This is a genomic window from Salinisphaera dokdonensis CL-ES53 (assembly GCF_040361215.1).
In the GTDB taxonomy this organism is placed as follows: Bacteria; Pseudomonadota; Gammaproteobacteria; order Nevskiales; family Salinisphaeraceae; genus Salinisphaera; species Salinisphaera dokdonensis.
In genome coordinates this window covers 571,231-584,814 of sequence record NZ_APND01000002.1, presented here as the reverse complement: position 1 = coordinate 584,814, position 13,584 = coordinate 571,231, and the positions used below count along the sequence as shown (strand labels likewise).

Annotated in this window: 9 protein-coding genes; 2 read left to right on the top strand and 7 right to left on the bottom strand. The window is 64.5% G+C overall.

Going from position 1 to position 13,584, the window contains the following annotated elements; genetic code table 11:
* Position 1 precedes the first annotated feature (1 nt).
* The 5 genes from polA to SADO_RS08510 all read right to left on the bottom strand — a co-directional run bounded on the left by polA (position 2) and on the right by SADO_RS08510 (position 6,351).
* Positions 2-2,704 carry a DNA polymerase I gene (polA, locus tag SADO_RS08530; RefSeq protein WP_353110754.1) on the bottom strand — a complete coding sequence of 901 codons (2,703 nt, stop codon included), beginning with the start codon at positions 2,702-2,704 and terminating at the stop codon, positions 2-4.
* 89 nt (positions 2,705-2,793) lie between these two features.
* Complete coding sequence (gene lysA / locus SADO_RS08525) at positions 2,794-4,056, bottom strand: diaminopimelate decarboxylase (protein WP_353110753.1); 1,263 nt, start codon at positions 4,054-4,056, stop codon at positions 2,794-2,796.
* Positions 4,057-4,058: 2 nt separating this feature from the next.
* The gene (gene lptM, locus SADO_RS08520; RefSeq protein WP_353110752.1) at positions 4,059-4,262 is read right to left on the bottom strand and encodes an LPS translocon maturation chaperone LptM; all 204 of its coding nucleotides are present in this window, start codon (positions 4,260-4,262) and stop codon (positions 4,059-4,061) included.
* A gap of 43 nt (positions 4,263-4,305) precedes the next feature.
* The gene (gene fghA / locus SADO_RS08515; protein ID WP_353110751.1) at positions 4,306-5,154 is read right to left on the bottom strand and encodes an S-formylglutathione hydrolase; all 849 of its coding nucleotides are present in this window, start codon (positions 5,152-5,154) and stop codon (positions 4,306-4,308) included.
* Between the two features lie 87 nt (positions 5,155-5,241).
* Positions 5,242-6,351: an S-(hydroxymethyl)glutathione dehydrogenase/class III alcohol dehydrogenase gene (locus tag SADO_RS08510; protein WP_353110750.1), complete on the bottom strand. Its 1,110-nt coding sequence runs from the start codon at positions 6,349-6,351 to the stop codon at positions 5,242-5,244.
* A gap of 166 nt (positions 6,352-6,517) precedes the next feature.
* On the opposite strand from SADO_RS08510, the gene SADO_RS08505 reads away from it, so the two are divergent.
* On the top strand, positions 6,518-7,180 hold the full coding sequence (locus SADO_RS08505) for an alpha/beta hydrolase (RefSeq protein WP_353110749.1): 663 nt from the start codon (positions 6,518-6,520) through the stop codon (positions 7,178-7,180).
* The gene (locus SADO_RS08500) at positions 7,177-7,743 is read left to right on the top strand and encodes a DedA family protein (protein WP_353110748.1); all 567 of its coding nucleotides are present in this window, start codon (positions 7,177-7,179) and stop codon (positions 7,741-7,743) included. The genes SADO_RS08505 and SADO_RS08500 overlap by 4 nt, the downstream gene beginning before the upstream one ends.
* A 36-nt stretch (positions 7,744-7,779) precedes the next feature.
* On the opposite strand, the gene SADO_RS08495 is transcribed toward SADO_RS08500, so the two are convergent.
* Positions 7,780-11,697 carry a translocation/assembly module TamB domain-containing protein gene (locus SADO_RS08495; RefSeq protein WP_353110747.1) on the bottom strand — a complete coding sequence of 1,306 codons (3,918 nt, stop codon included), beginning with the start codon at positions 11,695-11,697 and terminating at the stop codon, positions 7,780-7,782.
* Positions 11,694-13,559: an autotransporter assembly complex protein TamA gene (locus SADO_RS08490; protein WP_353110746.1), complete on the bottom strand. Its 1,866-nt coding sequence runs from the start codon at positions 13,557-13,559 to the stop codon at positions 11,694-11,696. Before SADO_RS08490 ends, SADO_RS08495 begins: the two co-directional genes overlap by 4 nt.
* Positions 13,560-13,584: the final 25 nt, after the last annotated feature.

Here is a 13,584-nt window from a genome sequence, read left to right as displayed (position 1 = left end):
CCTAGTGCGCCTGCTGCCAGTTGACCGCGACGCCGGCCTCTGCGAGCAGGGGCACATCGAGCTTCGCGACCGCGCCCATGCGCTCGCTGATTGCCTTGCCGAGACGCTCGGCCTCGGCATCCGGCACCTCGAATACCAGCTCGTCGTGCACCTGCATGATCATACGCGCCGGCTCGCCGGTTTCGTGCAGCCAGGCATCCACATCGATCATCGCCTTCTTGATCAGATCTGCCGCCGTGCCCTGCAGCGGCGCGTTGATCGCGGCCCGTTCGGCGCCCTGGCGACGCGCGCCGTTGCGTGAATTGATTTCCGGCAGGTAGAGACGGCGGCCGTAGAGCGTCTCGACATAGCCTTCGGCCTTGGCGAGCTTTCGGGTCTCGTCCATATAGCGGCGTACGCCGGCAAAGCGCTCGAAGAAGGTATCGATATACCGGCCGGCATTCTCGCGCGTGATGTCGAGCTGCTTGGCCAGCCCGAAGGCAGACATGCCGTACATCAGCCCGAAGTTGATCGCCTTGGCCGCGCGGCGCTGATCTGTATTCACTTCATCCAGCGGGGTGTCGAACACTTCCGCAGCGGTAGCCGCATGGATATCACGCGCTTCGTTGAAAGCCGTGACCAGCCCCGGATCACCCGACAGATGGGCCATGATCCGCAGCTCGATCTGCGAATAGTCCACCGCCAGGATCTGATGGCCCTCGGGCGCAATGAACGCCTCACGGATCCGCCGGCCCGATTCGGTGCGAATCGGAATGTTCTGCAGATTGGGATCGGACGACGACAACCGCCCGGTCGCGGCCACCGCCTGGTGATACGAGGTGTGGATACGACCGGTCTGCGGATTGATCTGGCCCGGCAGCTTGTCCGCATAGGTCGAACGCAGCTTGGACAACTCGCGCCATGACACGATCAGCGCCGGCAGTTCGTGCTGGTCGGCCAGTTCGCGCAGCACGTCCTCGGCGGTGGACGGCGCGCCCTTGGGTGTTTTTCGGATCACCGGCAGTTCGAGACGATCGAAGAGAATGTCCTTGAGCTGGGCCGGCGAACCGAGATTGAACTCGCCGCCGGCGGCTTCAAAGGCCGCGGTCTGGATCTCGTGCATGCGCTCGGCCATCTGCTGGCTGACGCGGCCGAGCAGCTCGCGGTCAACGAGCACGCCGTTGGCCTCGACCCGCGCCAGCACCGGCATCAGCGGCATCTCGATCTCTTCGTAGAGATGTTTCAGCCGCGGAATCTCGGCCAGCTCGCCGTACAGCCGGTTATGCAGCTGCAGGGTGATATCGGCATCCTCGGCGGCATAAGGCGTGGCCTCCTCGAGCGACACCTGATTGAAGGTGATCTGCTTGGCGCCCTTGCCGGCCACCTCCTCGAACTTGGTGGTGCTGCGTTCGAGATACTTCTGCGCCAGCGAGTCCATATCGTGACGGGTGGCCGTGCTGTTGAGCACATAGGACTCGAGCATGGTGTCGTGATCGGCTCCGGCGACATCGATGCCGTGGCGCTTGAGCACGTTGATGTCGTACTTGATGTGCTGGCCGAGCTTGGCGATAGCGGGATTCTCGAGCACGCCCCGTACGCGTTCGATGACGGTCTTCATCGGCAGCTGCGTCGGCGCGCCCATATAGTCGTGGGCCACCGGCACATACCAGGCCTCGCCCGGTTCGACCGCGAACGACAGGCCGACCAGGCCGGACTGCATCGCCGACAGCGCATCAGTCTCGGTATCCACACAGATCAGCGCGGCCGCCTCGAGCTTGGCCATCATGGCCTCGAGCGCCTCAGTGTCGAGTACGGTCTGGTAGTTCGTCTCGACCGGCGCAGCAGGGGCCGCAGATTCGGCGGGCGGAGCATCGAGATCGTCGAGAAAACGATGGAACTTGTAGTTGCGATAGAGCGTAGCGAGGGTTTCGGCGTCCGCTTCGCTACGCGTGAGTACCGCGTCGGCGCCATCAAGATCCAGATCGCAGCGGATCGTGGTCAGATCCTTGTAGAGCGGCAGCTGGTCGAGCGTCGCCCGCAGGTTCTCAGCCACCTTGCCGCCGATCTCGTCGGCGTGCTCGATCACGGCTTCCAGCGAGCCGTACTGTTCGAGCCATTTCGCGGCCGTCTTGGGCCCGACCTTGGCCACGCCCGGGATGTTGTCCGAGCTGTCGCCCACCAGGGCGAGATAGTCGGTGATCAGATCCGGGCCCACGCCGAACTTGTCGTGCACGCGGGCCACGTCGGTGCGCTTGTCCTGCATGGTATCGAGCAGGTTCACGCGCTCGTTGACCAACTGGGCCATGTCCTTGTCGCCGGTCACGATCAGCACTTCGCCATCATCGCGTGACGCCAGCGTACCGATCACATCGTCGGCCTCGACGCCGGGCACCTGCAGCAGGGGCAGGCCGAGCGCACGCACCACGTCACGAATGCCTTCGAACTGGGCCGACAGTTCCTCGGGTACCGGCGGGCGGTTGGCCTTGTAGTCGGCGAACAGCTCGTTGCGGAAAGTACCGCCGCGCGGATCGAAGACCACCACGATACGGTCGGCCTCGTACTCGCGCAGGAACTTGCGCAGCATGTTGGTCATGCCGTAGATCGCGCCGGTCGGCTCGCCCGCGGCGTTCGTGAGCGGCGGCAGCACGTGATAAGCGCGATACAGCCACGAGGAGCCATCGATGAGAATCAACGGGCCGCGGGGTGTGTTGGAATCTTTCGACATGGCAATAAAGCCCTGGCGGTCGCCGGCCATGCCGACGACGGGAAAATGGCTGGGCACAGCTTAACGCGCGGATTGCGCGTTGGCAGTCGCTAGGCGAAAGGCAGCCGCTGCTCGCCGCGCATGAGATCCGCCACGGTCTCGCGGGCGCGGACTTCATGAACCGCGTCGCCATCGACCATCACTTCCGCCGGACGCGGGCGCGCGTTGTAGCTCGATGCCATGGCAAAACCATAGGCGCCGGCGGTACGCACCGCCAGCAGATCACCAGTCTGGAGCGCGAGGTCGCGGTCGTGGCCGAGAAAATCGCCGGTCTCACAGATCGGGCCGACGATCTCCCACGTACGCGACACGGTGTCGCTGGCCTCGGCCACCGGCACGATCGCATGCCAGCCGTCGTAAAGCGCAGGCCGCAGCAGGTCATTCATGGCCGCATCGACAATCGCGAAATGCTTGTCTGCGTCCTCGGCCCCAGGCTTGAGCACCTCGACCCGGGTAAGCAGCACGCCGGCATTACCGACCAGCACCCGACCCGGCTCGAAGACGAGCTTGAGATCACGTCCGGCCACCAGATCGCGGATATTCTCGGCATAGGCGGCCGGCGACGGCGGCTGCTCGTCACGATAGCGAATGCCGAGGCCGCCGCCGACATCCAGGTGCTGGATGGCGATGCCTTGATCGGCGAGCCGATCGATGAGCGCCAGCACGCGTTCGACCGCATCCCGGAACGGCGCAAGCTGGGTCAGCTGCGAACCGATATGGCAGTCAACGCCGCGAATGGCCAGACCTTCCATGCCTGCGGCGCGCGCATAGAGCGTCTCGGCGCGGGTGATGTCGACGCCGAACTTGTTCTCTTTCAGCCCGGTGGCGATATAGGGATGGGTCTGGGCATCCACGTCGGGATTCACCCGCAGCGAGATCGGTGCGCGTACGCCCATGCGCTGGGCCACAGCGTCGATGCGCTCGAGTTCGGCTTCGGATTCGACATTGAAACAGGCAATCCCGACTTCCAGCGCGCGTTCGATCTCGTCGACCCGCTTGCCGACGCCCGAAAAGACCACCCGCGCCGGATCGCCGCCGGCCGTGATGACCCGTTCCAGTTCGCCGACCGACACGATATCGAAACCGCTGCCCAGATCGGCCAGCAGACCAAGCACGCCCAGGTTGCCGTTGGCCTTCACCGCATAGCAGATATCGTGATCGATACCCGCAAGCGCTTCGTCGAATACCCGGTAATGCCGGCGGATGGTCGCCGCGCTATAGACATAGCAGGGCGTACCAAAACGCTCGGCGATAGCAGACAAAGCGACGTCCTCGGCGTGGAGAACGCCGTCGCGATACTCGAAATGATCCATGGTTACTGCGCGTTGCTGTCTTCGTCGGCCGCCTGGTCCGGCGTGCTGGACTGCTCGTCGTTCTGGTCTTCATCCAGACCGAACGGCCCGTCGGTCTGCGATTCGGGCGCATTGCCCGGCAGATACAACGGCCCTTTCTGACCACAGCCGGCCAGCAGGAGTACCGAGAACAGCGCCAGGAACAGCGCGCTGGAAAACGCCTTCATTGTCGTTCGCAACCGTGGATTGAACGCCTAGTCTAGCAGTCCGTCAGACGCCCAGATGCTTGGCCAGAAAGCGTAGATGATCTTCCATGAAGCTGGCGATGAAGAAGTAGCTGTGGTCATAGCCTTCACGGCGATGGACCGTGACATCGGCGCCGACTTGATCGGCGGCTTCTTCCAGCCGATGCGGGTGCAGCTGCTCGTCGAGGAAGTTGTCTGCCAAACCCTGCTCGACACGAATGGGCGGCAGCGCTTGGGCGTTGTCGGCATTGGAGAGCAGATAGGTGGCGTCGTACTGCTGCCATGCCTGCTTGTCGTCGCCGATATATTTGGGAAACGCCTTGTGGCCCCACGGCACCTCGGTCGGCGCACAGATCGGCGAGAACGCCGAAATCGCGGCAAAGCGATCGATATTGCGCAGGCCGATCACAAGCGCGCCATGGCCGCCCATGGAGTGGCCGAAGATGGCTTCACGCGACAGGTCCAGTGTAGTGCCCAGCTCGTCAGCCAGCAGGGCCGGCAATTCGCTGACCACGTAGTCGTACATCTGATAATGCTTCGCCCAGGGCGCTTCGGTGGCGTTGACATAGAAGCCCGCGCCCTTGCCCATGTCGAAGCTGTCCTCGTCGGCGACATCTTCGCCGCGCGGACTGGTGTCAGGCGCGACGATGGCAATGCCCAGTTCTGCGGCCACGCGCTGCGCGCCGGCCTTGTTGACGAAGTTCTCGTCGGTACAGGTCAGACCCGAGAGCCAGTACACCACCGGCACACGCCGGGTATCGGCAAGCGGCGGCAGATAGACCGCGAACGTCATGTCGCAGTTGCAGGTGCTCGAGGCGTGGGTATAGCGGCGTTGCACGCCGCCGAATGCCCGGTGTTCGTCAATCTTTTCCATGGGTCGGCTCTCTTCGGATCGGGTCGTAAAAAAACGCCGCGATGTCGGGTCTCGACACCACGGCGCTATGACGATCGTCTGTGGCGTCTAGAAGTGCAGGACCGAACGAATGGCCTTGCCTTCATGCAGGAGATCGAACGCTTCGTTGATCTTCTCGAACGGCAGATCGTGGGTGACGAAATCGTCGATATTGATCTCGCCGTTCATGTAACGCTCGACATAGCCGGGCAGCTGGGTGCGGCCCTTCACGCCGCCAAAGGCGGAACCACGCCAGACGCGACCGGTGACCAGCTGGAACGGCCGGGTGGAGATCTCTTCGCCGGCACCGGCTACGCCGATGATGGTCGATTCGCCCCAGCCCTTGTGGCAGCACTCGAGCGCGCTGCGCATGATGTTCACGTTGCCGATGCACTCGAAGGAGTAGTCGACGCCGCCGCTGGTCAGCTCGACGATGACCTGCTGGATCGGATCGTCGTAGTCCTTCGGGTTCACGCACTCGGTCGCCCCCAGCTGCTTGGCGAACTCAAACTTCGACGGATTGATGTCGATGGCGATGATGCGGCTGCAGTTGGCCATGCGCGCGCCCTGGATCACGGCCAAGCCGATAGCGCCGAGACCGAACACGGCCACGGTGGAGCCTTCCTCGACCTTCGCGGTATTGAACACCGCGCCGATGCCGGTGGTGATGCCGCAACCCAGCAGGCAGACCTTGTCCAACGGCGCTTCCTTGCTCACCTTGGCCAACGACACTTCCGGCACGACGGTGTACTCGGAGAACGTCGAGGTACCCATGTAGTGGTAGAGCTCGGTGCCGTCCTTGGTGAAGCGGGTGGTGCCATCGGGCATCAGGCCCTGGCCTTGCGTGTCACGCACGGCGCCGCAGAGGTTGGTCTTGCCGGACTTGCAGAACTTGCACTCGCCGCATTCCGCCGTATAGAGCGGGATCACGTGATCGCCCGGTGACACGCTGGTCACGCCTTCGCCGACTTCTTCGACCACGCCGCCGCCTTCATGGCCGAGCACGCGCGGGAAAAAGCCTTCCGGATCCGCGCCGGACAGGGTGAAGGCATCGGTATGACAGACACCGGTGGCAACGATACGCACCAGCACTTCACCGGCCTTCGGCGGCGCCACATCGATCTCTTCCAGGGTGAGCGGCTTGCCCGCTTCCCAGGCTACTGCAGCACGGCTTTTCATGGCTTCTCCTCGTTATTCAACTAGTCGACTGTTCATTTATGTCGGTAATCTACAGGGTTTCGAGTCTAGCGCATTGATCTGGCTTATACGCAACCAAAGAATTCCTTGCGCTGGCAACGTTCGCTGTCCAGACTTCCGCATCTGAATTTCCATGGACCCTGTGCGAATGCTCGACTGTATCGAAATCGAACCGAACGGTCCCGCCACCGCCAGCGTGATCTGGCTGCACGGCCTGGGCGCCGACGGCAACGACTTCGTGCCGATCGTGGACGAACTCGGCCTGGGCGCCGACCACGGCGTACGCTTCGTGTTTCCGAACGCGCCGGTACGCCCGGTGACGATCAACAACGGCATGCCCATGCGCGCCTGGTACGACATCAAGGGCATGGCGATCGCCGACAAGCAGGACGCCGAGGGCATCCGCGCCAGCGCCGACGAGATCGAGCAGCTGATCGCCCGCGAGGGCGAGCGCGGCATCGCCCCGGAGCGCATCGTGCTCGCCGGTTTCTCCCAGGGCGGCGCCATTGCCCTGCATGCGGGACTGCGCCATGCCAGCCCGCTGGCCGGCCTCATGGCCCTGTCGACCTATCTGCCGCTGGCCGAGACGTTGCCGGCCGAAGCCAGCGAAGCCAATCGCGGCGTGTCCATTCTCCAGGCCCACGGCAGCCAGGACCCGGTGGTGCCGATGCAGCTTGGCGAGGCCAGCCGTGACCACATGCTCGAAGCGGGCTATGACGTCGGCTGGCACGAGTATCCGATGCAGCACCAGGTCTGCATGCCGCAGATCGCGACCATCGGCCGCTGGCTGACCGAACGCCTGCCGGCATGATTGAAACGCTGCAGGGCTTGATGAGCGACTACGGCGCGATCGCGGTTGCGATCGGCTGCCTGCTGGAAGGCGAAACCGCCATCCTGCTCGGCGTGTTCGCCGTGCATCGCGGCATGTTCCCGCTGGAAGCCGTGGTGATCGCTGCCGTCGTCGGCACGATCATCGGCGACAACGTCTGTTTCCATATCGGCCGCCGCATGGGCCGGCCGGCGCTGGATCGACGCCCAGGCTGGCAACCCAAGATCGCCCGGGTCGAACGCCTGCTGGAACGCCACGGCGCGCCGGTGATGATCGGCTTTCGTTTTCTCTACGGCCTGCGCTACGTCACGCCGTTCCTGCTCGGCTCGCTGGGTATCTCGCCGCTGCGCTTCTTCTGTTTCGCAACCCTCGGCACGCTGATCTGGGTCGGCACCATTACCTTCGTCGGCGTGCATCTGGCAGGCGCGGTCGACGTCGCGCTCAATCACATCCAGGAAATCGAGAAGGTGCTGGTCGCGGTCGTGCTCGTCGGCGGTGCCATCGCCTTCGGTTACTACCGCATGCGGCGGAACACTACGTCCTAACCGTGCCGGCCCGAACGGGCCGACACGAACAGCTCGCTAGCGATCGATGGAGTAGATCAGGTCGCCGCCGGTGGCCACGCCGCTGGACTGAGTCTCCAGCCGCCAGCGTGAACTCAGCGTATAGCGCAGGGACAAGGTCGACACCGGGTTGAACAGGCCGATGCCGTAGCTCACATAGAGCTTGGGCGACAGGTACTTGCCGACCGTGAATGCGGCCTCGTCGCTGCTCTCGCCAGCGCCGCTGCCGATGCCGATATCGTCCACACCGAGGCGATCACCCACGTTCTGCAGGGTCTGGTTGGCGCGGCTGTTACCCAGTGCCAAAGCGGCACGGGCGACGAGACTCGACTGCTGGCTGTTGGCGCCGTCGAGCGGCCGGCCCAGCAGCAGCCACGACAGCTGTTCGGACTGGCTCATGCCCGGCTCGGAGAACAGCGTCAGGCGCGGGCTGCGCACGCTGCCGCGCACTTCCACACCCACGGTGATGTCCTCGGCCGGGTAGCGCGCGGCGCGCATGTCCAGGCCCGGTTCGCTCACCGGCCCGCCCGCGAACAGGATCCGGCCCTCCTGAATATCCAGGTTCTGGCCGTAAGCCTTGTACGACCCGTCCACGATCTGGATCTCGCCGGTGCCGGTGGTCACGTCGCCCGGCTGCTGGACCACCCGCAGGTCGCCGGTGAGATTGGCCTTGAGGCCAAATCCCTCGATGCGGACCTTGTCGCCCAGCACCACCCGGACATCGGCGTGAATAGCCCGACTGGCCGCTTCCACGGCCGCGTTGTCTTCCTCGCCGGTGACGATGACCTGGTCACCCGATACCGTATCCACACCCGCCGCCGGCAGATCGCGGGGTGTGATCGAGGCCTCGGGCACGGTCACGCTGCCGGTCACGTCGACCCGGCTGGGCGTGACTGCCACTTTCAGGTCAGGGCTGACATAGGCCTTGGCATCCGGAATGTTAACAACCTGGAAGCGCTCGCCCTGGATGGTCAGGTCCACGTCCTGGCCGTCGTCGTTCAAGGCAATGGCGCCATTCGCGTTGAGCGTGCCGCCGCCGGATTTGGCCGTGGCGTCGATATCAATGGCGTCGCCACGCCCGGTCGCCGCCAGACGCAGATCGGAGAGCACCAGCCCCGGCGTAACCAGCACCACGCGTGACGCAGTGAGCGCGATATCGCCGAGCACGGACGGCCGCGCGAGCGTGCCGCCGAGATCGAGCTGACCGGCGATCTGGCCGCTGAACTCGTCCACCTCGGGGGAGAGTTTCTCGAGCACCGACAGGCGCTCGATATCCAGATTGACCGAGCCGCTGAGCGCGCGTTCGGTCAGCGGGGTGGCACCGGGCGCTACCGCCACATCCATGCTGATGCCGCCCGTTTCGGCCAACGGCAGGTTCACGGCAGCGTCCAGCGCGGAGCGCTGCATGCGCAGGCGGATCGTGCCCGGTTCCATATCGACGATGCGCACCACGCTTTCGTCGGGCTGAGTCATGGACACGCTGCCGGCGCTGGTATTGAGCTGTGCGTCCACATCGGGATCGCCGCCGGCCGGCAGGCGGGCATCGATCACACCGGAGACCGCGCCCTGGATATCCAGACCTTCAGGGAAATAGATCTGCGCGTAGTCGTAGGCGAAATCGGACAGTTCGACATGCGCCACGCTGGCGTTCGCGTCGTGCGAACCGCGTAGACAAACGCGTGCGTCGCCCGAGGTCAGACAAGCGTCCTGGATCGACTGGGCACTGGCCGAAACCGCGCCCGACGCCGGCGAGGCCAACGTCCAGGGCGCAAGTTCGCCGTAGCCGGCCGTCAGCTGGTTGAGGGTGTAACGCCAGTTCATCGTGTTCTTGTTCAGCGCGCCGTCCAGGCCGAGATCGGCCTGGGCGATCTCGCTGTCGACGTTCGCGGTGATCGAATGCGCGCCCGGCGTGCCGTTCATGCGCAGCGCCACGCTGTCGATCGCCTGGCCGCCGGCATCGACACCGGCGATATCGAGGGCCACCTTCGACTGGCTGTTGCCGGACCAGTCGACCTTGGCATCGAGGTCGGCGCTGGCCACGCGGTTTTCGTCCACCGCGATATTGCGGGCGGCGAGGGTCGCGTCGACATTGGGCGCGGCGACCCGGCCTTTCACCGTGCCTTCACTCTGGATCGTGCCGGCCAGCGTCGGCCACGCCGTGGACAGATCGCTCGAATCGATCGTCCAGCGGCCGTCGAGCGCAGCATCGGGCGTCCAGCCGAAGCGGCCACTGATCTTGGCGTTGGTCGCGCCCGAGACGAGATCGAAGTTGTCCACAAGTACGTGGTCGCCGAGGTACTGGGCCTTGGCGTCGAGCCGCAGGGGTTGGCCACGCAGGCTGCCCCGCGCGGTGAGCTTGTCGATATTGGCGACGATCTGCTCACCGTCCTGCTTGGCGCGCACGTCGGCCACGAGATTAAAATCGCCCGGTACGTCGGCCACAACCGCGCCCGGGTTGATGCCCTTGCCTTCCAGATGCGCGGTCACGTCCAGCGCCGGCGCCCAGCGCACCGAGGCGTTGCCGCTGATATCGCCCGGCCCGCCGGTGACGTTCAGCTTGGCGAGTTCGAAGGCTTCCATGCTGCCGCTGCCGGCAAGCGCCAGCTTGCCGGCGGTCTGGCCGACCACCTGCCAGGCCAGATCGGTGTCCAGATCGTAATCGGTCATCTCGCCGGTCAGGCGAACCGTGCCGTTCTGCGAGCGATAGGCCGGCGCGCCGGCCAGCGGCCACTGCAGATCAGCCCAGTCCACCGACAGATCCATCGCATTGCCTTCGGCCAGCGCAACCTGGCCTTCGGCATTCAGCGTGCCGGGCATATCCGGGCTGGACAGATTCAGGCGCTCGATCGCAACCGCTTCGCCGGTATAGCGCAGTGCGGCCGTGAGGGCGGCGCGGCCAAAGTCGGCGCTGTCGGCGTCCACATCGAGATTCACGCCCAGATCATTGAGCGGGCCCTTGGCGCCGATGGTGGCCGTGAAACCGGCTTTCGGCAGATCCTCGCGAATCGCCGGCAGACGCGTGTCGTCCAGCTTGAGCGTGGCATCGACGGCCGGCTGCTCCAGCGCGTCGGTCAGCCGGGCATCGAGGTTCACGTTGTAGGGCGCAGCAACGGTCGCGCTCAGGCCGAGATCGGCCAGGTCGCCCTTGATCTCGGCGTCCGCCTCGATCGGCGCCAGGTCCGGCAGGCGCAGTGCGGCATTGAGGCTTAGATTCGTGGCATAGCCGCCACGCGGGTTGAGATCAGCCTGGGCATCGATATCGAACATCGGCCCGTGGCCGGTTAGCGATTCGATCCGCCACTGCTCGCCATCGAGCCGCGCGTTGGCGAGCCGCACCGAATCGACCTCGAACGGCTCGGCGTCGGGGGCGGTGATCGCAGAAATATCATCGAGCGCAACGTTGTCGATCTGTACCGTCACCGGCAGGTCGATGGCATCCGGCAGGCTGAACGGCTCGGCCGGTTCTTCCGGTTCGGGCTCGGGCGTGTCGACAATCTTCGTGACTTCATAATCCACGCCGCGCACGGCGAGATTGCGGATATGCACGGTCGTGGACAGCAGCTCGCTGGCGGTCCAATCGAAGTCCACGGCGTTCACCGCGACCTTCATCGTGTCGGTTTCGTATTTCACGCCGCGTACTTCGAGCGGGCCGATCAGTCGACCCTCGACGCTGGCAATTTCGATGCCTTCCGGCAGACGCGGACCGATCTGGCCCCAGGCGAAATCGAGGCCGCTACGCGTAGTGGCTACCCAGGCGACCAGCCCGACGATCACCACGATCAGCAGCAACAGAATCAGCAGCGTCCATTTGACGACGCGCCAGACGCGCGAACGGCCACGCTTGGGCGTTTTCTTTTTCGTCGCAGACTTCTGCGCAGCCGGCCCGTCTTCGGGTGTCGGCTGGTTCGCGGGCTTGTCGTTTTCGTCGTCGCTCACAGGTCCGGGCCGAGGCTGAAGTGGATACGGAAATCGCTGTCGGGGTCATCCAGCGGGTGGGCAAGATCGAGCCGGATCTGGCCAACGGGCGAGGCCCAGCGAAAACCGATGCCCACGCCGCGCTTGAGATCAAAGCTGGTGGTGTTCGAGGCATCGCCGACATCGAAGAAGGCAGCCACGCCGTAGTCGCCGTAGACCTTGTAGTCCGCCTCGATACTGCCGACCGCCAGATACTGGCCACCGATGTTGTCGCCGTCCTCGTTTTCGGGGCTGATCTGCTGGTAGCCGTAACCCCGCACGGTGCGATCACCACCGGTGAAGAACCGCTGCGAAGGCGGCAACTGGTCGAAGTCGTCGACTTCGGTGGCGCCCAGTTGGCTACGCAGCAGCAAGCGCGATTTCGACGTCAGCGGGAGCACGACATTGCCACTCACCGTGGCCTGCAGAAAATCCACACTCGAGGCCAACGCCTCGCTGCCGCCGTGCACGTCCAGCGACGCACTCACGCCCTTGCGGGTGTTGAGCAGGTCGTCGGCCTTCTGCAGCGTGATGGTATAGCCGGGGTAGAACAGCGTGGACGTGCGATCGCCGAAGTCGTCGCCCAGATCGTAGGTTTCGCGCTCGAGATTGATATAGGCGCGCTTGCGGCCCAGCGACCACCCCGTATCCCGAACTGCGCCGACCCCGTAGACGAGCGACGTGATATCGCCGAACTCCTCGTTCGCGACCTTGGCCGTGAAGCTGAGCTTGTCCTCGGCGACGTTCTCGATCGGAATATCGTAGGACGCCTGCAGCGCCTGCTTCACGGTCGACAGGCGTAGATCGCTGCGGAACTGATGGCCGCGCTTGTTCAGGTGCCGGAACTTCACGCCCACACCTACGCGCGGGCCGGTATCGGTACCGAAACCACCGGAGAGCTCGTAGCTCTGCGGCTTGCTGGGCTCGGCGGTCACGCCGACCGGCACCTGCAGCCGGCCGATGCTGATCAGCGGATCTTCCGGCGGATAGAGAATATCGAACAGCCAGTCGTCGATCGGCGCTTCGCGGGTGGCTTGGCCGCGTTCGGCCTGGATCGCGATCTTGTTGAAGTAATCGGTGTCCGACAGGATCAGCTGCAGATCGACCAGGCGCTCGGCATCGAATGGCTCGCCGGGCGAGAACGGTACGAAGCGGCGCACGAAATCGTCGTTGAGCACGTCCTGGTCGAAAGTGACATCGCCGAAGTAGTAGCGCTCGCCGGTATCCAGCACCAGATCGATCTGCGCGGCATTGTCTTCCGGGCGTACGCGGATCGCGGACTTGTCGAAGCGCGCGTCGAGATAGCCGGCCTGATAGGCCGCGGTATAGAGCGCGTTCTTGGTCGCGGTGTACTGGGCATGGATCAGGCGCTTGCCCTCGGCCAGCTGGCTTGTACGCAACGCTTCCCGAATCTCGGGCAGTTCGTCGCCCGGCCCGGTCACCGCAAGATTGAGCGCGGTGACCTTGGTCCTGGGTCCGCGCTTGATACGGAACGTGGCCTGCCAGGTATCGCTTTCGCCTTTCGGCTCGACCAGGTTCTGCTCGATGACCGGGTTGTAGTAACCGTAGGGCGCGAGCGCTTTCTTGATCTCGTTCGGCGCCAGACGATAGAGCCGGCGGATCTGGCCGGCCGACCAGGGCGCTTCATGCGAACCGGCGACCGACAGCGACTTGCGCACGTTCGACAGCAGCGGATCCTCGATGCCGTCGACATTGACGTTGACGACATCCGCCACCGCCGGGCGTACCAGCGCTCCCGCAAGCGCGATGACGATAAACAGCGGCAGGTGTCGCCGTTTCAGAATCTTTTGATAGCGCTCGATCACGTTGCCCGAAGTACCCAAGCGGTTGTTGTGCCTGTCGCCGTCG

Coding starts and splice junctions, on each gene's coding strand:
- polA (WP_353110754.1), bottom strand. CDS start 2,704: ATGTCGAAAGATTCCAACACACCCCGCGGCCCGTTGATTCTCATCGAT.
- lptM (WP_353110752.1), bottom strand. CDS start 4,262: ATGAAGGCGTTTTCCAGCGCGCTGTTCCTGGCGCTGTTCTCGGTACTC.
- SADO_RS08510 (WP_353110750.1), bottom strand. CDS start 6,351: ATGAAAAGCCGTGCTGCAGTAGCCTGGGAAGCGGGCAAGCCGCTCACC.
- fghA (WP_353110751.1), bottom strand. CDS start 5,154: ATGGAAAAGATTGACGAACACCGGGCATTCGGCGGCGTGCAACGCCGC.
- SADO_RS08505 (WP_353110749.1), top strand. CDS start 6,518: ATGCTCGACTGTATCGAAATCGAACCGAACGGTCCCGCCACCGCCAGC.
- SADO_RS08500 (WP_353110748.1), top strand. CDS start 7,177: ATGATTGAAACGCTGCAGGGCTTGATGAGCGACTACGGCGCGATCGCG.
- lysA (WP_353110753.1), bottom strand. CDS start 4,056: ATGGATCATTTCGAGTATCGCGACGGCGTTCTCCACGCCGAGGACGTC.